Here is a 21,863-nt window from a genome sequence, read left to right on the forward strand (position 1 = left end):
TCAATATCCCGACACGATAAGTGAAAATGTTCCGTTACAGTTTCGGGTCTGGATTTTCACCTGATTTTTATTGACCGGCGTGCACATATAATATGAGTCGGAGTTGTTGCCACCCGAACCATAAAAACTGACCCCTGTACCGAGAATGCCGTTAGGGAAAGATGTAGGCAGTGTCACGGTTACAGTGGCATTATTACCGACAGCAATATTTCTTACTGCCTGCATAAAGACAGCGCCGTTGCCGTGCGTGTAGTAAGCACTGTTATTACCTGTCGTCGTTTTACCGACCCCATAACGCGCTTCCGATTCTGCTTTGGTATAGGCCTGACCTGCCGGGGTATAATTGCCCTTTGGCTGATAGGTATTTTTTAAATAGGCATCAAGCCATTGATTGCCCCATTTTGAGCCAAATATATTTCCATCAGCAGCAAAGCGTGCGCTCCCTCCTCCTGCCAGTACTTCACCACTGGAATAAACAATACTTCCATTGATTCGCCCATTTACGACTAACTGAACACCGTTTGAGGGATGACGCTCAATGTAAGCTTTCCAGCCGGCATCATCTGCAAACTCTATCCTGTTGCCGCGACTCGCATCACCGCCCCAGTAAATTCGGCCGTTTCGGGGGTTGGCGCCAGTTTTCTCAGACGTGATACCACTACCGTTTTTAAAGGTGAGAGTGCTGCTTACTGATGCGCCTGCATTCATGTTGAAGAGCATATAACTCGTTATGCCACTGTTCAGGAATCGCATAACCTGCTTGCTGTTGGCATAAACATCCAGCACACCATCACCGTTCTGTTTGAAACCGGTGTCATTATCCCCCAGAGCAATAGAGTTCCCCCCAAGGCCGCTGACCACGCCCAGCCCAAGACCGCCGTTAACGACTGCACCATTACCCAGCGTCACTCTGCCGTTGGTGAGGTCGATATAAAGCGGGCGTAGTCCACTTATACCGCCATTTTCTCCCTGGTCTTTTGCTGTCGGAATTAGGTAAAAATTATTTTCTGAACGGCGAAAAATCATACCGTATGCCGCATCGTAAATGCGCAACGCATCAGCAGTGCGAATCTTAAGCCCCCCGGTCATTGTATCGCCGCCCTTATTCACTGCACCAATATCAGCCGCAGTAGGTTTGAGAGCAGTGTTGTAATCTCTGCGCCAGGCAGGGGCATACGCGCTACCGTGATTAATATAGGTGAACTGAGCACAGGCAATCCCACCACCGGTAGTCGTTGTAGGCGTAGTAACTCGGATGGTCATTGCGCCTTCGGTACCTAAAACCTCGATAACCGCACCAGCAAGACAGATATTACCGACACCTGTATCAGTGATAATTTTATTGTCGGCATATGACCAGGAACCCTTCATCATCCAGTACGGCACTTCGAAAGCACCACGCTCCTTCAGCCATGCGATAAATTCAGCGGTAGTCCAATTGCCAGCCCCTGTGCTGTAAGACGCGCTAAACGCTTGCGCGGCCCCAACATCTTTCGCTGTGGGTTTATGAGCAGTTGTGTAGACCTGCGCCCAACCAGACCAGTTCGCTCCCACTGTATCACGGCGAGAACGAATATAAACCGGCGCATGAGCGCCATCTGACCCACTCCAGCCAACAAGCAGCTCGCCCTCACCACTTGCTTGTGCGCCTTTCATATGCAGGATGTTGCCGTAGCTTGTCGGATAGCCATTGTTATAGGCTTCGTACATCTGAATGCCTGGCATTGCGCCCTGAACATTCCCCTCCAGTGCGCTAATGCGCCCACGAGACACCAGTGTCGGGATGGTAATGTTGGCAGAGCCATCGAACGTTACACTGTTAATTGTCCGTGGCGTTTGCAGTTTGGTTGCAGTGGCGGCATTACCAGTGGTGTTCTGATTACCCTGAATATTTACACCAGGCAGATTGATATCGGTAGAGCCATCAAAACTAACACCACCAATATGGCGAGCGGTTTGAAGTACGGTCGCAGTGCTGGCATTACCCACCAGCGAACCGGTAATGGAGCCATCCTGATCAGAAATGACGCGATGGTAGACAGTCCCTTCTACAGCGTCTTCAGGCAGCGTATCCACAACCTCAAGTACTTCCAGAGTTTCGACCACAGCACCGGCAGATTGCAGGTTGACGACCAGCTTCTGAGAGCCAGCACCGGCTTTGAGGTAAATGTCGTAATTATCGTCAGTCGTGTTAACGGTAGCTACAGTCAACACAGCCGAATCCATAGTGCGATAAGCGACCGCATTCAACGATTTCGGATCGCCTGCAGCAGTTCGCAGCACAATATCGGCCATTGCAGCAAGCCCTGGCTGCCCGGCTTCGTACCCTGCCCCGCCGATCACTTCGATGTATACGGTGCTGGTCGACTGTGGCATACGTGCCGTGGACACTTTCACCCACTTCGGCGCATCGGTAGCCATGTCCATTTCAGCCGAAGTCCCTTTCCATTTCACACTGGCAACACTGGCCTGGGCGTTCTGGGCGTACTCATAAGCCTTCGTTTCTGATTCTTTGGCATTCAGTTCAGAAGTTTTCGCCCCGGCAGCCGCATCGGTCGCCTCAGTTGCTTTCGTGGATGCCAGAGCAGCAGAGTCAGAGGCTTCTTTGGCTTTAGCTTCAGCCACTGCCATCGCTTCGGTCGCAGTCGTTGCGGAAGCAGCAGCCTCACCTGCGGATTTGGCAGCAGCTGTTGCAGATCCTTCAGCGGCGGTCTCAGCAGACTTCGCGTTGGTTTCAGAGGTTTTGGCGGCTGCGGCAGATGCCTCAGAAGCTGTCGCCTGTTCACTGGCAACGTTGGCCTTCTCTGTTGCAGTTGTGGCCGAATCGGCAGCCGCGGTAGCGGATTTGCTCGCAGCATCAGCACTGCCAGCTGCGGCAGCGGCACTTTCCACTGCGTGGGCTTCTGAGTTCTGGGCAGCCGCTTTTGATGCTTCGGCAGCCGTTGCGCTCTCCGATGCAGCTGTCTCGGACGCCTTTGCATTGGTCTCCGAAGTTTTTGCCTTCTGTTCGCTGGACGCAGCAGCATTTTTACTCGCTAAAGCGGCGTCAGCAGACTCACCTGCAGCGGTGGCGCTTTCTGAAGCGGCGTTCGCGCTGGATGCGGCAGCTGACTCGCTGGCAGCAGCAGCCTTCTGTGATGCGTCGGCGTTGGTTTCTGACGTTTTGGCAGCCGCAGCACTTGCCGCCGACTCACCGGCGCTCGAAGCAGCATGGGTTTCTGATTCCTTAGCCGCATTTTTTGAGGCCAGCGCATCAGCTGCACTGCCAGCGGCGGCCTGCTCTGAGGCAGAGGCATTGGTTTCAGAGGTTTTGGCAGCAGCAGCAGAGTCAGACGCAGCAGACGCTGAAGCAGAGGCTTCGGACGCGCTGGTCGCAGCCTGAGTTTCAGATGCTTTCGCCGCATCTTTGGATGCCGCGGCACTCGTGGCTGATTCTCCCGCTTCAGTCGCTTTGGTAGACGCTGTCGCGGCAGACGCAGCAGCTTCTACCTTGAAGCTCTCAGCATTGGTTTCAGACGTTTTGGCAGCGGAAGCGCTTGCACCGGCAGCGTTTTCTGATGCAGCAGCTGCGGCAGCACTCTGGCTTGCTTCGGTGGCTTTGGTAGACGCTGTATTGGCGCTTTCCGCAGCGGCCGCGGCACTGGCAGCAGCTTCCCTGGCCTTGTCGCCAGCGGCATTGATAACGTCGGCGTTATCCGTATACCATTTCTGGTTTGCGTTATGCTCATCGACGATTTGGGTGAGCGATTTAACCGTTACCTCAGTACCATCCTCGCGTTCGAGTGTCACTTCATCAATGGCAGTTAACCAGCTTCTCATTGTCTTCGAGTCGGCTGACATTCGGGTCATCAATGCTGTAAAGCGGGCGCTGAACTGGGTCAGATCGCCTTCATAGGTAGTGATGATCCGGCATGGGACCTCATTCTGGGTCTCACCAGTGTACTGCTCCATGAGTGTCAAGCGGGTGTCATTTAGCACGCGCTTAATTTCGTACAGCCTGTTATCGGGTCCGATGACAATCATACCCGGCAATACACCATTGGCTGTGACGTTCCAAAACGTACCAGTGCCCTCAAGTGTGTCACTTCCCTTTGTAAATGTGATAGTACCTTCCCTGTACCACATATTCGCTCCTTGAAAGTACGGGCATTCCCGCCCACATAAGTAAGTGCATACCTACCATTGTAATCAATGAATTGTCACCGAACCAGATATTTTATATAGCATTAGAATTCCGGTGAACTGGAGATATCCTCTATCGCCCCTGTTTGGAAACTGAACTGTCAGATTTTGGGTCGCGCCATACGACGAAGCCGGTATCCTTAATAACAAGTTATTCCATTTTTTTGTAGAATCGCCACTTGAACCATCGTTTCCTGTGTCATATTGGAAAACGATCGACTCATCACATCTAATTGTGACGTTCTGTCGCCAAAGGGTATGCGCAGCAGTTGTCCCTAAAAATAAAAAAACTCTTTCGAAAGGTGCACCATGTATGGTTGCAATTGGGTAACGCGTACCCGAGCTAGTGCCAGTTGTATTTCCCCAAACCTTATCGGTCAAATTGGATGATGCTGTAATAATGTCTCCATAGATGTTTTCAGCGAATAGCTTTTTAACAGTACATGTCTCATCAATTACGACATTACTCATCCTTCCCGTTGTTGCAATAATCTCCCCTCTGGCTTTGATGTTCTGAAATTCAGAAGAGCCATTTTTGTTTATATTCCATCCTCTGACACCGCTTTGAAAGTCGTTAGACTGAATGAACTGCCCTATTTTTGCATTATCGATAGTGCCATTTTGTATCCAAGCTCCGCTCATATATGCCACACCGTTTTCAATGACGAAAGGCGTTGTAACCTTTCCATTCACTGAGTTCACCAATCCAAAACGGTCGGCTTGAACAAGGAATTGAGACAGACCAGTGCTGTCGATCCCCAACGCAATGCCGGCAACATACTTCTGCCCACCGCTTGTCGATGTCTCCATCTTAAGCGTCCAGGCTGTAGAGACTTTTTTATTGGTGTCCGCAATAGCTGTCGCCTGTTGTTTAATCGTTGCAGAGTTACCGTCAACAGAGGCTTTTAGCGTATCGATACGTGATCCCAACGCCCCATCAGCATTTGCCCTGGCGTTCGCCTCGGACGTAACTGCTGCATTAATATCCTTGCCAGTCTGGGCTTTCAGGCTTGTGATCTGCCCGGCCAGCGCCGAATCGGCATCGGTACGAGCTTTAGTCTCAGTAGCAACCGCTGCTTTGATGTCCTGCGCAGTCTGAGCCTTTAACGTGCTGATCTGAGTTGCCAGTGCGCTATCTGCGTTAGTACGCGCTTTCGTTTCACTGGCAACTGCCGCCTTAATATCCTCACCCGTCTGGGCCTTGAGGCTGGTAATCTGTTTGGATAATGCCTCATCCCCCGAAGCTCGGGCGATCTGCTCTTCGGTAAGAGCCGCACTAATGTCACCTTCTACCTTCGCCTGCAGTGACTTAATCTGCCTGGACAGGGATTCATCCGCAGTGGCTCTGGCCTCCTGCTCAGAAACAATGGCCGCAGAAATATCATCATTGATCTGGGCTTCCAACTTGGTGATTTGTGTTGCGATCGCCTTATCAGCCTCTACGCGAGCCGTTGTCTCTTCCAGAATCGATGCCCGGATGTCCTCACCAATTTCTGCGCGGATCTCTTCCACTTTTGAGGCCATTGCAGACATATCGTCGGCAAACGTCTTCTGAGTGGTGGCGATCTTCGCGTTATTGACCATTTGCTTGTGCTGGTCTTCATCCTGACGCAGAGCGAGGTCAATATTGGTTTTGGCCAGAGCCTCGATATTGGTCGATACTTCCGCGCTGGCGCGTTCGACTTCGGCAACGGTCTTTTTCATCTCTTCGACGGCGGCAACGCTGTCATCGACGGAGGATTTCATTGCCTCAATCTGTTTGGCATTTGCCTTATCGCCTTCGACACGGGCTTCACGCTCTTCAGCAATCAGCGCGGAGGCATTGTCGAGCGCAGCGTGTGCCGCTTCCACAGCACCTGCAACGGCTTTGCTCTGCTCGGAAACGGTCTCCTGCAACTCAACCAGAGCCGCATTAGAGTCCTCAACCTGTTGCAGCGCGTCGTTGACCTTGTCCAGCGTGCCAGAGACTTCATTTTTGAGGTCGTTCTGGGCCTGTTCAAGCCGACCGCTGGTGTCTTCCAGTTTGCTGTCCAGATCGGCAACGGACTGATCAAGCTCTTTCAGGCTTTCTTCCATCTGTTTGTTGATGGCGTCGACCGCATCCTGAGAGGCTTTTGAGTCGATTTCCTCCAGCAGCTCCTGCCCCAGCTCAGAAGAAGTGATCTTCCCGGTAAGGAACGAGAGGACGTCTCGTGTCATCGCTTCCGTACCCAGATTGGAGTTCGGCGGACTTAACATGCCACGCTTGTTCACCGCGCGAACCCAATAGTACCAGGTCTCGCTATCCCCCAGACCGGCATGGGTGAACGTGGTGCTGGCAGCCTCTGCAATCAACTTTGCCGTTTCCAGATCGTTGGTCTGGGAGGCGTACACGTTGATGTGATCGAGGTCGATTGAGTCCGGGTTGACCCAATTCAGAATCACGTTGCGGTAGTCACCAACGGCCGTCAGAGAGGTAGGAGAGCCTGGCGGCGTCATCGTACCTTTCACCTGGTAAACGGTACTGATGATGTCCGTCTTCTTGCCGCTGAACGAAACCGCATAGAGCTGAATGTCGTATTGGCCATTCTCGGCAATATTGAGGATCTCGAACTGCTCTTCGGTAACGCGTGCGGACTGCCAGTTAGAGACGTTGTTCTCATCGGAACGACGCCAGCTGATCCAATATTCCGCAGACTTACCTTCCCAGGTGGCAACGAGCTTGATTGAGAGGTTGCCCGGACTGGAGATATACGTCCCTTCCGTCACCTGCAGGTTGGTCGGCTTCGAATAAGTCGGGTCGAGAACGGTGTTGTTCTCGGGGATCAGCGTCGCGCCGTTGTCGATGGCTTCGTACTTCGATGCGTTATTTTGGACAACGGTAACGTCAAACGTCCCCTGAGCCTCGCCCTGGGCAACGTTGATAACACGCACGCGCATTGGCTCCAGATCTGGCTCGGTAATCGTCCAGACGCCATTCATAACCGGCATATCACCGGAATTGAGCGCTTTGGAGAAGGTCACTTTGGTAATGTCTTCCCCGGTCTCAAGAATATCGCGCTCAACGATTTCTCCTTCCTGATTCAAGATCCGGATGTAGCTACCAGCCTTATTCAGCGTAACCGGTGCGTCGAGAGTGATGCTGTTCTTTGTGAACGCCACAATGCGGCCAGAGTTGCGTTTACCAGCACGGTATTTGTTCTGGATCAGCACCGTTTCGCCCGGCATCAGGAAGGAAGCATCCAGCCCTGCCGTAAAGCTGATAACGTCAGATTCCATGCGTGCGGTATACAGCAGCCACAGACCGACACGATGCGCCTGGCCACGGCTGGTACAGCCGAACGCAACCACTTCGGTTTTGCGCTCGCCATAACGACGCATCGCCTCCTGGTCTTCGACGTACTCGATGTTCTGCTTGTAGCCGTCTTCCTTGTTGTTGTAGGTCACAAGAGCCACTGACGGACGGTCTTTACGCGCAGATCCCTTGTAGCTGAACATGCCGTCTTTGACGTTCGCGTTGGTGAACATCATGACCGGATCTGACGGACTATCCTGCATGACGTTAACCATGCCGCCAGCCCAGAAGACCATACCGCGGAAGGCGCCAGCGATATCCTGAATCAGTCGGTACGCATCCTGACGGCTGGTGATCTGGGTGTTGATAGCGAAGCGCTTCTCTTTACCCCCGAAGCCATTGTCAATTTCTTCATCGCAGTAGCGGCCAATCTGGTAGATCTGCCCGAGATCAATCATGGACTCAGAAACGTACTGCCCCAGGCCATAACGAGCGTTGGTAAGCAGGTCGAAGAGAATCCAGGCAGGGTTGGAAGATGACAACAGCTTGAATGTGCCATCCCATACGCCGATATAGGTGTTTGTGTGTTCGTCGTAGTTGGACGGGACGCGGATCTTCAGACCACGCACCAGATACGAACGAGACGGCATCGAGCTGCCGAACTGCTCTGAGTTGACCTTGAGGCCGACCAGCGCGGAGTTCGGGTAGTTCATCGGTGTATCGACGATCTCACCGACAGAGTCCACCCACGTATCGTTAAAGATGTACTGAGTGTTGCTGTCATCGGTCAGACGAAGCACGCGAACCTTGTAGGCACGGCCTGGCTTGGGCAGTTTTAGTTCATAGCTGCGGTAGTAGACGCCCGTCTTTTTTGCCGTCAGCGTAATTTCGGAAGTGCTCTCCCCTTCTGCGATGGCGTCCTTGAAGGCATTATCGCCATTGGCAATCTGGAATTTGTACTTCACGGTCGTACCGTTGGTATCACCGGTCTTTTTGTCAATGCTACGCAGAGACGGGAACTTCAGAATGACGCGGACACGGTCTGCCTCATCGTTATCGATGGCAATCGTAACGTCGTGCATTCTTTTCAGCTGGATGTTGACTGACTTCGGCGTTTCAACGAAATCGAACCCGGACATCGGCGTCTGGTCTTGTGAACCATCGCGGAAGTCCCAGGTGATACCGCTAAAGTTTGGAGATCCGTCTTCGTTCAGGATTGGCAGGTCATCAACGAAGATCGACTTTGCGCCATCCACCAGCCCGCCAATGACACCCTCCCCGAGCAGGTCGAGGATGGACGCCATAGCACGCGAGTTTACGGTATCGTCAGCTTCAACCGGCGTGCGGCTGGAGCCACTGCTTTTCTTTCCGCCTGCACCTGCAATCAGGAGAGGCAGTCTCTTCTTCTTGAACTGTTCCATGTTCAAAAAATTCCCTTATTACTAAAGCTGGTCGATGGTGATCGAAGAACTCACGACCTGAGAGCCGACCAGAATTTCCTCACCATAAATGAGCTGAACGGGGTTGCCCTGGTTTGTAGTGTTTTGTGGCCCATCAAAGTAAAACGAGTTCGAATTATCTGCCTGTCTGACGCTGTCATTGGTTGCCTGGGGCGAAATTAGCTGAGAAATACCGCCCATCATCAGCGACAAGCCAAGAGGGACTAGAGCAGGCATAATAAAAGCAGATATGACCATCAACGCAGCCCCTACTACTGTTTGAAACCAGCCGAATGCAGAGCCACCGCTACCTCGGGGAACCGGCGTGATGCGGATTTTCGCGATGTTGTCGGACTGTCCCATCATTTGAAATTCGCTCTCATCAACCGACCACTTATGCCCCTGCTTATTGGTGATCTGGATGTGATACTTGTCGTAGGTCTTCATGTTGCGCTTCATCCAGGCTTTTAAGCCCGGACGATTGGCTTCGACCAAATCCAACGCCTGTTTGGTGTTGCGCACTTTTAAATGCCAGTGGCGGCCAAAATGCCTTGCCATCGGGCCACCAAGTTGCACATGAACTAACTCAGACACGTTTCATCTCCCTTGAGTAAGTCTCTGTGACGCAGGTGGTGCGTCGTGTGTTTCTGGTACATGCCACCGTAATAAGCGCGACAGCTCAGACGGTCGATCTGGTGGTGCAGAATCATTCCATCTCCTATGTACACCGCGCAGTGGTCAGGCATCTTTCCGTACTGAATGAAGAAGACGTCACCACGCTGGGGTTCCGTCCCCGGCGCCAGACGAACAAGTCCTTCATTGCGGTAGTTCTGATCGAGAATGTCGGTATCGCCCGTGTACCACGATGGAATATGCAGGTGCGGGTTCGGATTCAGCTCGACGTTGAACTCACGCTTCAGATAGTCGCGGCACAGCATCCAGCAGTCGAAGACACCAAACACATAGGGTCGTCCCAGATAAGGCATCTCAAAGCCGTCTGGGGTGATCACATTCATCTCACTGAAGTGAAATGGCGCATCGCCCTCGACGTTCTTGCGAACAGCCAGAATTAGCCACGGAACTTCCGTTGCCTCGCATCCGGCGCGGTCGGCGTCTGACGCTTCAGCTGATTCGTCAGTGTGGGAGTGCCAGATGGCAACCACGTCTCCTGTATCTTCCGCTGCGATAATGTCGTCAGCGTGCATAACAAACGTGTTTTTCGGGTTTTCCGACACGTTCCTGGCTTCCATGAAGCGATATTTGTCACCAGTGGTACGCACCAGAAAGCCACACGCTTCATTCGGGTAGCGTTTGATGGCTGTCAGATAGATTTCCTGCATAACGTCCGAACCAAGCTCCGGGAAAGCTCTATTACCCATAACGCGTTGCTCCAATGAACCCGCCAAAGTGGATTACGCCATTGGCAAAGTAGTTACGGCGTGCGTTGCATGAGTCGTAGCGTTTCGTGCAGTAATCCGCGCCTGACATGGTGGTTTGCTGGTTGTTTTTGTCAAAGTACGGGCCGGTGTAGCCGCATTCTGGGCCGCGGTATTTCCACGGGCAGGTGTTTTTGATGATCTGGCGGTAAGGCAGTTGCACACCCATCAGATCGAACACACTCGACAGCTCAAACTCGACAACCTCATGGGTTTCGAGAGTCTTCTGTTCGATGAACCACATCTCATCCGGGAAGTGCTGGTTTGGATCTGCGGTTGGATTCCCGTCTTTGAAGTTGGCCGCGTCGAGAAAACGCGCCAGCGTCATCTTGCGTATGATCCGGCAGCCAACCAGATCGTCGTTTGCCTGAACTTCAGCGGAGACAGTTCCGGCAAAGTTGGAGACCTGGATTTTTGGACGCGGCAAAGTACCCTGACCAGTCTTATCAAAGCCTGACGCCTTGATTGGCCACGGTTCGTAGGACACGCCTTGCCAAACGACTGGCTCCATCAGTTCGTTTGTACCGGCGTGGAAAAACAGCTTGCCCCCAGAGGTAGTGTTCGACATATCAAGTTCGAACAGCTCAATGAGCGCGGAGGGCGACAAGCTCTGAATATCAGCCTTAATACCCATCGTTTCTTCCTTGAAATAAAGAGGCGCTAACATCCTGTCAGCGCCTATAGATAATAGTAGATAAGTGCTTACTTATCTAGTGGGTTAAATTATCCTTCATAAATTTGTCGGAAGGTCGCAGTGAGAACGAGATAGCCCTGGTAACGCTTCACAGTATGGCTGTCGCACACCACAACCATCTTTTTGCCACGAGGGTTCGTCCAGTAGAACGACTCAACGGCCGCGCGTGCCGTCAAAAAGTCATCGACGGCATTGATAACGTCGTAAGAGCGCGTAAATGTCAGGCTCCACTCTTCTTTGATGCGATTGAGACCTTTGGCCTGGCGCTGTTCGTAATCGTCACCGAAATTCAGCACCGTCACGTTAGGCTTCACGCTCTTTTCCGACTCGTAGTCGGGATACCAGTTAAAAGTCAGTCTTTCCATCTCACATCCTTGTGAGACTGCCCCTTCCGGGGCAGCCGTGGTTAGTTACGTTGAGAGTTAGGGTTGAGCGAACCGCCTGGCCGCTTCTCCTGAGCGATGGTTTCAAGCGCGATCGCCTTCATGCGCTGCGCTGCCTGACTCCATGCGCCTTCGGAATTGCTGTTCTCCGAGACACTGCCGTCGCTGTTGACGTTGATCTCAATGCTGACAGGTGAGAAAACGCCGCCACCGCCGCCTTTAACACCCTCTGCGTTGAGCGTGACCGGGATGGAACGCCCATCCGGAAGCGGAACGTAGGCTTCGTTCATATCCCCTTCACCAAACAGAGCCAGCTGTGGAGAGTCAGCGATGCCACCTTTCTGGTACGCACGCAGCGGAACCACGCCGTCTTTCCCGAAAATGCCGCCTTTGGCGAACTTCGGAATTGCCGGGATGCCGCCAGTACCATCAGATGCCGATCCGGTGAGATTGTTGAACCCGGAGTTAGAGCCGGAGGAACCCGATCCGATGTTGTCGAAGCCGCCACCAGCCCAGGCAGACACCAGCCCGGAGGCAATGGTAGCGCCGAAGCTCAACCACTTATTGCCAGAGCCGGACATGTTTGCTCCCAACATGGCAAACGCGGCAGAAAGCGCCCCCGTGACAGAGCTAAGGTTCTGCATGGAGAAGATGGATGTCTTCACCGCTTTGGTTTCCGCGTCTTTGGCTTCAGTACTGGTGAACAGTCCATTCACCCAGCTGCCGATCGCGTTGGTTGCAGAGCCAATCGCGCTGGTCGTCTGCTGAGTGGTCTGCCCCAGACCGGAGACCGAGCTGGAGGTCTCTTTCGTCGCCTCACCCACGCTCTTATCGCCGTTGACCGCATTCATCCGGACGCCCTGGTTGGCAACCGCTGATGCGACACCAGAAAGCAGATTGCCGCTCTGAGAGCTGCCCGCTGCCGTCGTTCCCATCCCCAGCATGTTCATGAGAGGCAGGGTGATCTGCGTCTTCACAACCATGTTGGTGATGTCGCGGAGGATGGATTCTGCCAGGCTGGAGAAGTCCATTTTCCCCTTCATGACGAAGTCGGTCAGCGTATCCGTCATGTTGCTGAACAGGTTGCTCCAGCTGTTTTCCAACTGATCGGCCAGATTCTCGTAATCAAGCGCCAGCTTCTGTGTCGCCGTACCCGTCTCTTTGATGAGCGCGGTGTTGCCTGCCGCCACCAGTTGGTTAATCTGCTTGGTGTAAAGCGCCACGATTTTCGGATCAGAAGCCTGGTCACGCAGATCCATCAACGCTTTCAGGTTACGGTTGTAGGTGTCGTTGAAATCGACCACCTTCTCTTCACGAGACGGCTTGTAACCCGCGCTGATGATGGAATCGGATTCCGGCGCCCAGGTGGAGATCATTTGCTCGACGTTGCGACGATTGAACATCTCGCGATAGTCGTCGCTCGCGTTAGCCAGGTCAGCCAGGCGTGACTTGGCTTTGTCGATCATCTCCTGAGTGATGAACTCATTCGGTACGGCGTTGGCCAGTTCGGTCAGCGATTTGGTGGTATCGCGGAGAGACTGATCAAACGACACGGTCGCTTTTGAGCTTTCACCCATCTGCCCCATAAGCTGATCGGCTTTATCTAGGGCTTTCTGGTAGCCGGCCGCCAGCTTACGCTGCGCATTTTCTTCCTTCCTAGCGGCACGCTGAGAAGCATTGGCAGTACGCTGCCCGGCTTTTTCCGCTGCTGCGGCGTCCTGCTCACGCGCTTTGGTCAGTGCGGCGATCGCGGCAGCACGTTCCTCGTCGCTCATTTTCTCCAGAGAGCTGGCGCTGGAGGCTTTCTGCAGGTTCAACTGGGTTTTGAGCTGTTTCGGCCCGATGATCGGCTTGCCTTCGAAGTCCAGCATCGCCGTACCGTCTGGCAGTGTGCGCTGGTAGGTCGCGGAGTCCATCTGGTTCCGCATATACTGCGCCAGTGCTTTCTGAGCCGCTTTATCGGTCGTTCCCAGCCCCAGAACGGTTCCCTGGTTGGACATTACGCCCTTACCGGTTTTCGCCGCGTTATCACGTTCGAACTCCGCCTGTGTCAGCTCCTGAGCAACAGCTTCCAGATGCTCCTGATACCCACGGATGCTGCCTTGTAGCTTCTGAACCTGCTCGGTGTTCCCCTCTTTCTTCGCTTTCTCCAGCATGTCGCTGAAGTGGGCAATTTGCTTCTCGGTTGCGTTTTTGCGAGAAGACAGGTCGTCGACCAGCTTCTGCGCCGGTTCCAGATAGGACTTGTTCACCTTCTCGCGAAGCGGTGCGAGCAGCTTGTTCTTCTCGTCGTCCGAAAGCGATTTGTCGTCGTTGATTTTCTGGATCTTATCCAGAGCCTCCTGACGGGCTTTCACAAACGTCGCAGAGAAGACCTGGTTATCTGCCCGGATTTTCTCAATCTGGGATTCAGCGGCCTCTTTTGCCAGCCGTTTGGCCACCGCGCCATCACCCAGCGCCATCGTGCCTGTGGTTCTTTCGTACTCTTCCTGATTTTTCTTCAGGCGAGCCTCAACAACCTCTTTGGACTCCTTCACGGCGACAGGGCCAGCCGCTGTGGAGTAGTAGTTCACGCTTTCGCCGGTTTTAAGCGCCTGCTGGTCTCGCTGGATCTGCTTTTCAAGCTCGGCTGCACGCGCTGCCATCTGCGCACGCTTGGCCGCCGTCATCGCCTCCGGGATTTTGCGGATCTCATCCACGACTTTGGACGTTTCGCTGCGGAGCATGGTCATATACGTGATAAGACCGGCTACAGCCACGGTAGCTACGGTGAACGCTGCACCAATGGGGTTTGCTGCAATGAACGCAGTTAGCCCAGCAAACGCGCCCTGAAGCCCCGTAATCGCACCACGGATAGCGAAGATCAGCGATGGGATTGGAGCCAGCCCCATACGAGCCGCACGATTAAAGCGGGTGACAGCTGTCGCGCCCAGATTGAACGGAGCCTGGAGAACGGTCGACATCTTGGTAAATGTGTTAACCATTTGCCCGGCAGTGCCAATCACGCCTGCAATCCCGGCACGCATCAGCTTGAACGCCACCATTGCAGCAACGACTTTGCCCAGGCTGATAACCAGTTCCTGGTTTTTAGCCAGCCACTGCGCCAGTTCGCGTAAGCCGTCGATCGCCGTGGAGAGTCCGGAACCCAGCGAGTTAGCGAACGAAATGCCCTCTGCGCTATTCATGATGGAGGCCAGCTCTTTCATCCCCTTTGAGAGAGAATCCAGATAGCCCGCCTGACCGACACGATCGGCAAACAGCGTAAAGGAGGTTTGCAATTGCGCCAGCGCACCAGTGTAGGTTTGCATCATGTCTTTGGCGGCGTTTTCGTTCTCCGCACGCAGACCAACGAACATCAGCGATAGCGCCTGTTTCGCTTCCACAGTACCGGTGGAGACTGCTTTGGTCAGTTCCCCCATAGTGATACCGGCAGCGTCTGCCATCGCCTTCATCGCGTTAGGAACGGCTTCACCTAATTGCTGACGCAGTTCTTCCATCGACACGACGCCCTTACCGGACATCTGCTGGACAGCCACGGCAGCACGTTTAAGCAGCTCGCTATCGCCGCCGAAGCGTGCAACGGAGTCCACCAGTGCTTTCAGCGATCCGTCAGTAGGATCGAGACCTGCCGAGCGGAATTTAACGAAGGAATCGGTCAGCGCCTGCATCGCAAACGGGGCGTTTTGCGCCATATCCACGATGTACTGCATATCCTCTGCGGCTGCTTTGCCAGGGTTGGCCTTGTCCTTGTTCAGCCCGCGCAACATGACGCGCATACGCTCCATTTCGGAGGCGGCTTTGATGATTGGCTTCTGCCAGCCAAACAGGATGTCAGTTACCGTTCTTGCTGCATCACCAATCTCGCCCAGCAGGAAAATATTGCCGCGCAGACCAGAGAACACGCCATTTTCAGCACCGCGCCAGCCGTGGCCATTTGTGCCGCCACGTCGACCGCCACCGCCATTACCACCGCCCTCACCGTAGCCGCTGGTGCGCACACGTACCGGCTTGCTGATCAGTTGCTGGCGGCCAATCACGGCATCCATCTGATCGCGGACTTTCTTCAGCCCCTCGGCAGCCTGGCTCGTTGTGACACCCCAATTACTGAGACGCTTCGTCGTGGTGTTAAGGCGCGTATTCATGCCACTCACGGAGGAAGAGGCTTCTTTTACTTCCGTACCGAAGCGGCTGGCGCTCTTGCCAGCGAACGTTGCCCAATCGGAAAACTCATTGAGTTCAGACTGAACCTTGCGCAGCGATGTGGTGAGTTTATTAACGGATGAGGTGGTTGTGTCGACGCGCTCAATCAGGGTTTTGAGACCTGAGTTGAGGCTGGTAATGTTGCCTCGCGTCTTGCGCGAAACATCAGACACAAGCTCGAAGCCGGCAGCTACATCCTGTAGTTTGTCTGCCGTGGCATCGAGCTTGGACTCCAGAACGCCGATGATGCGGGAGACCGAACCCAACGAGCGTTCCAGATTGTTAATTTTCTGAGCGGGCTTTGTGGCCTGCTCCCCGAATCTGGTAAGTAGCTTACCCGCCCGGTCGATTGACGCTGTAAACTGCTTGTCTTCCAGCGACAGGATAAACTCTACGTTTTGTGACATTCCCTTGTCATCCTCTGCCAAAAATTTGCATCAGTTGCTCTTTGGCGTCAGGGTCTGCCTTATCCTTGCGTGGATCGTAGACTTTATCGGTTACGACTGGTCTTCCAATCCTGAGTTGCAAACCCTCCATGAACGCCTTCACGCCCTCGCCATCTGCCTGGGCAGCGCGAGCGACTTGCAGGTTGCGGACATCCTCTTCCGCGCGCAGACGGTCGATGTTGCGACTGAGCATCCAGAACATCGTTAGAGGGACGCCCAGCAGCTCTAATGGCGACACGGCGTAGTGAGCAACTACACGACTGAAATAGAATCCGAGATCTATCGATACGGTCTTTACCCCGGATTCATCGCGGGAAATTACTTTGCCCCTTCACCAGCCGCTTTTTCGTTCTCTTCATCAATCACTTCCATGGCGAAGGTGAAGATCTGCTGGAGTTGCGGAACGGTCAGTTTTTCCAGTACAGCGTCCGGCACGGATGGGATGACCTTGCGAACCAGGTCGGCGTAAGCAGTAACCTGCTCAACAGGCGACATGTTCTGGAGGTCTTTGCCTTCCATCTGCTTGATGGAGACGAACAGGCCAACAGTCATTTCAACGATGGGGTATTCCTGACCGCCGAACTTGATGCTTTTCTTCGGAGGCAGAATGGAGTCGAGATCGAGTAATTTGGTCATTGGTTAAAGTCCTTTTAAAAGAGAGGCTCTTCCTGAGCCTCTGCTTAGTTACGTCGCGATTATTGGGCAGAATTAACCGTTACTGCTTTGGTCGCTTTCTTGCCGCCGCTATTGCTGGTAAAGGAGATATTTGCCGAACCTTCAGCTACTCCGCGAACCAGACCAGTCTGGTCAACGGTTGCTTTCTCCTGATTGTCGGATTCCCACACACCGGTTTTGTCACCGGCATCTGCAGGGGTGATCTGGGCAGTCAACTGCACGGTCTCACCGGCTTTAACTTCCGGAGATTCCGGAGAGATAGAGACGGTTTTAACCGGCTTTGGGCCGCTCATTTTCCCCAGCACGCCGTCGTCATCCGGGTAAGCGGTGAACTGAACGGAGAACACGCGAACATCATCAGACTGGTAGGTCATGGTGAAGTTACCTGCGGTCGCAGCTTTCGGGATGGTCAGAACGTAGTCGGTGGTATCCTGCGGGGTCAGAACCAGCTCTTTGGCTACGTCGATCAGGTTGACGCCCTGTGCGGAAGTGATGGTCACAGCGTTATCTTCTTCGCTCAGGGTAGATCCCGGCATCAGATCGACCATATTCTGCAACACAGACTCGGCCAGCGGCGCAGTGATAGTGATGTTACGACCCTGCACCAGCTCGGAGATGGTGGTCTGCCCCAGCTGGTCTACGGTGACTTTCAGAGTTTCGGTCGCAACTTCAACCTGAACACCGCCTTTGGTGTAACCCAGATCAACGCCACCAAACGACACTTTGCAGGCGCCAAGTTTGATGTTTTTTACATGGGTATTGGACATTGTTGGAAAACTCCTTTTTCCGTTAAATCAGCACCTTCATGGTGTCAATCGTAAGTATATACTTACTTATTTTATTAATTCAACAAATAGCCCGCAAATTCAATCGGGATACCCGCTTCAATCAACGAACCTTCGTTTTTGGGATAAGTAATCGGCATCGACATTGGCCGAACCAACCGGAAGTAAACGCCCTCTGACACGGTTTCTTCGACCGGGAACATGTCCATGATCTTATTAGCTTTCGCCACCGCCTTTGTGATCGTCGCATTACGCACGATGACGGTGAAAGAGTCGTGATAGAAGCCTTTTAACTCATGGTCAATGGTGATCCCCGTATTGGGAGTAACCAACAGAACACCGGACTTCACATTGGCTGGCATGTAGTGACAGAAAATGTCAGTGCCGACTGTACCGATCTTCGCCTTCTGCATCAGGCTCGCAAATGCTTCAATAAACACATCAACCTCTCGTAAAACCTGCTTTCCTTGCCGCTTCTGCTATCGTCTGAGTGAACTGCTTCTCACTGATCTGCACGGCTCTCTCAAGGAACAAAGGCCCAACTCGTGGCTTCACACCAGCGACTGGCGGGTTGGTGACGCTCTTCATGCGGGAGAGATAGCCTAGACGATACTTGCCCAACTCCATGTACTCCGCATAATCGCCAACCTCAACGCCCGGATGCCCTTCGCGTGGTTTGGCTCCAGATACCGATAACTCAATACGCAGCCCGGTATAGCCTTCTTTGACCACTCTCGCGAAGATCGCGCTTTCGAGTGAGCCGGTCTCCAGCGGGGCCATTGCCCGCGCCAGACGCTCAACCAGACGCGCCAGCTTCTCCATGTCACGGATGAGATAACGCTTAAAGGCTTTCTGGCTGTTATTGAGTCTGTCGCCAGCACGCTTAAACTGATGTGCGTCGTACTTCAGACCCATATGTTTGCCCCTACTTCCAGATGCCCAGGGCGCCCACGCAGTCCCCAGCGACGATGCACGCTGGATACCTTCAGCTTTTGCCCCTCCATAATGAGAACGTCATCAAGCTGCACTGCGGCCTCAAGTGGGATCACCAGAACAGCATCGAACAATTCCAGATTCGCTTTACCGCGACTGCCTGAGCTGTCCGCACGTACCGATGACTTCTCGTTACTTTGCTCAAACTTAACGACGCCGACGTTCGTCTTCCTGACGAACTGCAATTGCGCTTCACCGTAGACGTTCTTCGAACCCAGACGGTAAATCGCTATCTCTGCTTGCCATGAAATGTTCATGCACTCTCCCTGTGGTTGGCAGCCGCACTCATTACCAGGCGAAGGCGCGATTGCTCGTCTTGAGCCTTTCGACCAGAAGTAAATAATGCGACTGGCGTTACGCACGGCGAACAATCATGCGGTTATTGATGTAACTGACCAGCAGTCGCCAGGTACTGCGAGCCACATGCACATTTGCCGCTTTGCCGGTGCGGTACATATTGGTAGTTTCACCAATGGACTCAGACAGAATGCCGTCCTCGCGGGCTGCCGCTACGTCATTACCGTTAGCGATTTCGCAGGCTTCATTAACCACGGCCAGCATTAATGCCTGTATGAAGTAGTCCGGGAACTCGTCGAATTTCTCCGGCGTCATCTGCTCCCAATCGATCAGATCGTGACGATATGCCCCGTCAGCACCCCACGGAATGTCATAGACGTTCAGCATGTTTTGCGGGCGGTCGTAACGGTCGAAGTCGATACGCAGGACTTTGCGGATTGAGAACGGCAGCGTTTTGACGCGTCTGGTGGCCTCAATGAGACGTTTGCGCATCAGCCCTTCGCCATCAGCTAACAGGGTGTCGCCGTTCAGCATATCGATAGCTTGCATCTGGGCGTCTGCGACCGTTGCGAATGACTGGCCTGGAATTGACAGCTCGAAGCTATTCAGCAGAACGTACATCTTGCGCTCTTCATGCGTCAGCCCGGATGCCACCGCTTTGACAATGACGTGTCGCAGATCGCGCTCTTTATCTGAAAGCAGGTTGTGTTCGGCCGACACGACAACCGGAATGGACATCTGCCCCTCAGTAATATCGAGAGGTTCGTTATCGACGATGATCGCACCAGCGCCATCTCTGACGGTATACGTGGCCGACTCAATATCCAGAACGTTAAATGCAAACGACAGGGAAACTGCTTCCCCGCTACGGTACGTGTCGATCTGCGCCATTACTCACCGCCCTGTGCTTTCAGGATGCCTTCGATCATTTCAACGATGCCTTTGGCTTTCACCCCAATCTGGTTGCCGATCTGACGCAGACCCGCAATACCTTCGCAGTCCGCAATCGACTCCAGCTCTTCACGAGTAAAGCGCTGTACCGGTTTGGTTTCCGCTTCAGCTGTACCACGTTTCATTGGCACAATATCCGGGGCCGCCGTCTCAACAATGTCGTCCGCAGTCAAATCATTGCGACTGCTGTATGCGGCAGAAGGAGATACATTTTTGCCTTCAACGGTAGTGGCACGCATGGAGGCACAAATCCGCTGCTGATCGATGAATGGCAGTTCGGCAACCGAGATGCCGTCGACAAACTGGATACCGCAGAGAATGCCCGTGTACCCCAAAAACTGAGGCTCCAATAAACGAATTTTTGCTGGTTTCATTCTTCTTCTCACTTAATGGGCGGCTATGCCGCCCATGTGTTGGTTACGCAGCCGGTGCTGCGGTCACTTCAACGGTCGCAGTCGCTTTGTGGCTGCCGTCTTCCGTGGTGACTTCGATAGTGGCAGTACCAACTGCTACGCCAGCTACGTTACCGTTCTGGTCAACGGTCGCTTTGTCGCTATTTTTGGAAGTCCAGGTGACTCTTTTATTGGTTGCGTTTGACGGCTGTACATCAACACGCAACTTGACCGATTTCCCCTTCTCAACGGAGGTAGAGTCTGGCGTAACGGTAACGGACTCCACGCTGACAGGCTTAACGGTCACTTCGACTGACGCAGAAAGCTGAGTCTGCTTATCGGTGGCGGTGATCTTCACTTTGCCCGGAGTCACGCCAGTAACCAGACCCGTACCGCTGACTGTGGCGACCTGGTCATTGGCCGACGTCCAGGTGAATGAATCTGCGCTTTTGCTCATAGTGATACCTGCACTAAGTTGAACGGTTTTGCCCACCAATACGGACGGCGCAACCGGTGTAATGGTGACAGATTGAGTGAACGGAATTGCCCGGAAGCAAGCCGCAAGATGGTTCTGCTGGCGCTCGCTCAGAGGCTCGTTGGAGATGGAATTGGTGAATCCGGCACGGCACATATGCCCCGTGAAATCCGCAAACGCCTCTTCCGTGATCTTCATCTTTTGTTCTGGCATTTCTCGCTCCTACAAAAAGGGTGGGCGTATAGCCCACCCCTAAATGGTAGATAATTACTTACCTACTATACTGATCAAATTTTTACGTTGGTCAGTGCGGCGATAGCCTTGTCGTGCTTGTTCGCCAGAGAGCAGTACCACTTAACGCGGGTACGGGTTGCGTCTTTGTTCTGAACAGTACCGATGTTCTCAACAACGATACCGGCGTTTTCACCGCCATACAGACCAGTCACACCGTTCTCTTCGGACAGGTGCAGGCAGTAAATGCTTGCTTTGCCCGCGTCAGCCGGGATGAAGTCGTTCACGATGAACGGTACACCGTTGTGGCACAGCATCGGACGACCGAAGTTTTCCATCATGATTTCAGACGGGCCGATGTTTACGGTGCGCAGCAGCGCGCGGTAAGCACGCAGGTGCTCGGAACGCATCATGATGCAGTCTGCGCCCAGATCTTTCACCGCGTCGACCAGCTCGTCGAACATGGAGAAGGTCATGGAAGCGCCTTCGATATCGATCTTCTGATCGTCGTGCATCAGCTTCGGAATACCGTCGAACGCTTTGGTGTTGGTGCTGGAGTCGCCCAGAATCAGGTTGCGGCGGAATGCGCGAGCCAGACCTTTCACCTTCTGACGAACCTGGATTGCCAGCTGGTTGTTGGTGTCGGACATAGTGGTCGCCAGGAATTTGTCGACGTCTACGTCGCCTGCCAGGATACGCAGCTTCGCAACATGTTCGGTGAAGGTTGCAGCGCCTTCAGCGATGGTGTCGTTCACATCAATGAAGGTTGCTTCGCTCAGGGTAGCTTCGCGGTTGTAGAGGTATGCCTTAGAATTAATCTTCATGAAAGGCAGAACAGCGAACAGGTCATCGCGATCGATGATGGTCTCGATCACACCCTGCTCAAGTTCGTTGTTAGACAGCTTTTCAGCTTCATCACGCAGTAATGGCATCTTTCATTTCCCTATGATTTAAGATGTTACTTGAGTCCGATTTTCCCCAGACCGGAGGTCAACTTATCCATAGTCGAC

At 53.4% G+C, this 21,863-nt stretch carries 17 protein-coding genes; all 17 read right to left on the bottom strand.

Annotated elements, in window-relative coordinates; translation table 11 throughout:
* On the bottom strand, positions 1–4,125 hold the full coding sequence (locus tag ACOTWU_RS19730) for a hypothetical protein (RefSeq protein WP_048228588.1): 4,125 nt from the start codon (positions 4,123–4,125) through the stop codon (positions 1–3).
* A gap of 63 nt (positions 4,126–4,188) precedes the next feature.
* Positions 4,189–8,877: a phage tail tip fiber protein gene (locus ACOTWU_RS19735; RefSeq protein WP_226861475.1), complete on the bottom strand. Its 4,689-nt coding sequence runs from the start codon at positions 8,875–8,877 to the stop codon at positions 4,189–4,191.
* A 21-nt stretch (positions 8,878–8,898) separates the two neighbouring features.
* Positions 8,899–9,489: a tail assembly protein gene (locus tag ACOTWU_RS19740; protein WP_045339244.1), complete on the bottom strand. Its 591-nt coding sequence runs from the start codon at positions 9,487–9,489 to the stop codon at positions 8,899–8,901.
* On the bottom strand, positions 9,477–10,274 hold the full coding sequence (locus ACOTWU_RS19745; RefSeq protein WP_045339242.1) for a C40 family peptidase: 798 nt from the start codon (positions 10,272–10,274) through the stop codon (positions 9,477–9,479). Before ACOTWU_RS19745 ends, ACOTWU_RS19740 begins: the two co-directional genes overlap by 13 nt.
* Entirely contained in the window at positions 10,267–10,965 is a 699-nt protein-coding gene (locus ACOTWU_RS19750; protein WP_016051624.1) for a phage minor tail protein L, read from the bottom strand. Before ACOTWU_RS19750 ends, ACOTWU_RS19745 begins: the two co-directional genes overlap by 8 nt.
* An 89-nt stretch (positions 10,966–11,054) precedes the next feature.
* The gene (locus tag ACOTWU_RS19755; protein WP_048228591.1) at positions 11,055–11,390 is read right to left on the bottom strand and encodes a phage tail protein; all 336 of its coding nucleotides are present in this window, start codon (positions 11,388–11,390) and stop codon (positions 11,055–11,057) included.
* A 41-nt stretch (positions 11,391–11,431) separates the two neighbouring features.
* A complete protein-coding gene (locus ACOTWU_RS19760; RefSeq protein WP_252000937.1) occupies positions 11,432–16,015 on the bottom strand; it encodes a tape measure protein in 4,584 nt (1,527 codons plus the stop codon).
* A gap of 7 nt (positions 16,016–16,022) precedes the next feature.
* Entirely contained in the window at positions 16,023–16,247 is a 225-nt protein-coding gene (locus ACOTWU_RS19765; protein ID WP_000952684.1) for a hypothetical protein, read from the bottom strand.
* Positions 16,248–16,372: 125 nt separating this feature from the next.
* Positions 16,373–16,690, bottom strand: coding sequence for a hypothetical protein (locus ACOTWU_RS19770; RefSeq protein ID WP_000163862.1), 318 nt, complete (start codon positions 16,688–16,690; stop codon positions 16,373–16,375).
* 59 nt (positions 16,691–16,749) lie between these two features.
* Positions 16,750–17,496 (bottom strand): Ig-like domain-containing protein, encoded by a 747-nt coding sequence (locus ACOTWU_RS19775; protein ID WP_045339234.1) that lies wholly within the window; start codon positions 17,494–17,496, stop codon positions 16,750–16,752.
* A 74-nt stretch (positions 17,497–17,570) separates the two neighbouring features.
* The gene (locus ACOTWU_RS19780) at positions 17,571–17,954 is read right to left on the bottom strand and encodes a minor capsid protein (RefSeq protein WP_000469441.1); all 384 of its coding nucleotides are present in this window, start codon (positions 17,952–17,954) and stop codon (positions 17,571–17,573) included.
* A gap of 1 nt (position 17,955) precedes the next feature.
* Positions 17,956–18,429, bottom strand: coding sequence for a hypothetical protein (locus tag ACOTWU_RS19785; protein WP_000523626.1), 474 nt, complete (start codon positions 18,427–18,429; stop codon positions 17,956–17,958).
* Positions 18,420–18,764 carry a hypothetical protein gene (locus tag ACOTWU_RS19790; protein WP_252000935.1) on the bottom strand — a complete coding sequence of 115 codons (345 nt, stop codon included), beginning with the start codon at positions 18,762–18,764 and terminating at the stop codon, positions 18,420–18,422. The genes ACOTWU_RS19785 and ACOTWU_RS19790 overlap by 10 nt, the downstream gene beginning before the upstream one ends.
* 97 nt (positions 18,765–18,861) lie before the next feature.
* Entirely contained in the window at positions 18,862–19,695 is an 834-nt protein-coding gene (locus ACOTWU_RS19795; protein WP_252000932.1) for a hypothetical protein, read from the bottom strand.
* On the bottom strand, positions 19,695–20,129 hold the full coding sequence (locus tag ACOTWU_RS19800) for a hypothetical protein (RefSeq protein ID WP_054625181.1): 435 nt from the start codon (positions 20,127–20,129) through the stop codon (positions 19,695–19,697). The genes ACOTWU_RS19795 and ACOTWU_RS19800 overlap by 1 nt, the downstream gene beginning before the upstream one ends.
* A gap of 43 nt (positions 20,130–20,172) precedes the next feature.
* Entirely contained in the window at positions 20,173–20,835 is a 663-nt protein-coding gene (locus tag ACOTWU_RS19805; RefSeq protein WP_072186378.1) for an Ig-like domain-containing protein, read from the bottom strand.
* Positions 20,836–20,909: 74 nt separating this feature from the next.
* Positions 20,910–21,785: a major capsid protein gene (locus tag ACOTWU_RS19810; protein WP_252000929.1), complete on the bottom strand. Its 876-nt coding sequence runs from the start codon at positions 21,783–21,785 to the stop codon at positions 20,910–20,912.
* Positions 21,786–21,863: the final 78 nt, after the last annotated feature.

The sequence above is a fragment of the Enterobacter cloacae complex sp. GYL001 genome (assembly GCF_049237125.1).
GTDB lineage: Bacteria > Pseudomonadota > Gammaproteobacteria > Enterobacterales > Enterobacteriaceae > Enterobacter > Enterobacter hormaechei_C.

Excerpts from the sequence above, each read along its gene's own strand:
- ACOTWU_RS19730 (WP_048228588.1), bottom strand. The coding sequence starts at position 4,125 with ATGTGGTACAGGGAAGGTACTATCACATTTACAAAGGGAAGTGACACA.
- ACOTWU_RS19735 (WP_226861475.1), bottom strand. The coding sequence starts at position 8,877 with ATGGAACAGTTCAAGAAGAAGAGACTGCCTCTCCTGATTGCAGGTGCA.
- ACOTWU_RS19745 (WP_045339242.1), bottom strand. The coding sequence starts at position 10,274 with ATGGGTAATAGAGCTTTCCCGGAGCTTGGTTCGGACGTTATGCAGGAA.
- ACOTWU_RS19750 (WP_016051624.1), bottom strand. The coding sequence starts at position 10,965 with ATGGGTATTAAGGCTGATATTCAGAGCTTGTCGCCCTCCGCGCTCATT.
- ACOTWU_RS19755 (WP_048228591.1), bottom strand. The coding sequence starts at position 11,390 with ATGGAAAGACTGACTTTTAACTGGTATCCCGACTACGAGTCGGAAAAG.
- ACOTWU_RS19760 (WP_252000937.1), bottom strand. The coding sequence starts at position 16,015 with ATGTCACAAAACGTAGAGTTTATCCTGTCGCTGGAAGACAAGCAGTTT.
- ACOTWU_RS19765 (WP_000952684.1), bottom strand. The coding sequence starts at position 16,247 with ATGCTCAGTCGCAACATCGACCGTCTGCGCGCGGAAGAGGATGTCCGC.
- ACOTWU_RS19770 (WP_000163862.1), bottom strand. The coding sequence starts at position 16,690 with ATGACCAAATTACTCGATCTCGACTCCATTCTGCCTCCGAAGAAAAGC.
- ACOTWU_RS19775 (WP_045339234.1), bottom strand. The coding sequence starts at position 17,496 with ATGTCCAATACCCATGTAAAAAACATCAAACTTGGCGCCTGCAAAGTG.
- ACOTWU_RS19785 (WP_000523626.1), bottom strand. The coding sequence starts at position 18,429 with ATGGGTCTGAAGTACGACGCACATCAGTTTAAGCGTGCTGGCGACAGA.
- ACOTWU_RS19790 (WP_252000935.1), bottom strand. The coding sequence starts at position 18,764 with ATGAACATTTCATGGCAAGCAGAGATAGCGATTTACCGTCTGGGTTCG.
- ACOTWU_RS19795 (WP_252000932.1), bottom strand. The coding sequence starts at position 19,695 with ATGGCGCAGATCGACACGTACCGTAGCGGGGAAGCAGTTTCCCTGTCG.
- ACOTWU_RS19800 (WP_054625181.1), bottom strand. The coding sequence starts at position 20,129 with ATGAAACCAGCAAAAATTCGTTTATTGGAGCCTCAGTTTTTGGGGTAC.
- ACOTWU_RS19805 (WP_072186378.1), bottom strand. The coding sequence starts at position 20,835 with ATGCCAGAACAAAAGATGAAGATCACGGAAGAGGCGTTTGCGGATTTC.
- ACOTWU_RS19810 (WP_252000929.1), bottom strand. The coding sequence starts at position 21,785 with ATGCCATTACTGCGTGATGAAGCTGAAAAGCTGTCTAACAACGAACTT.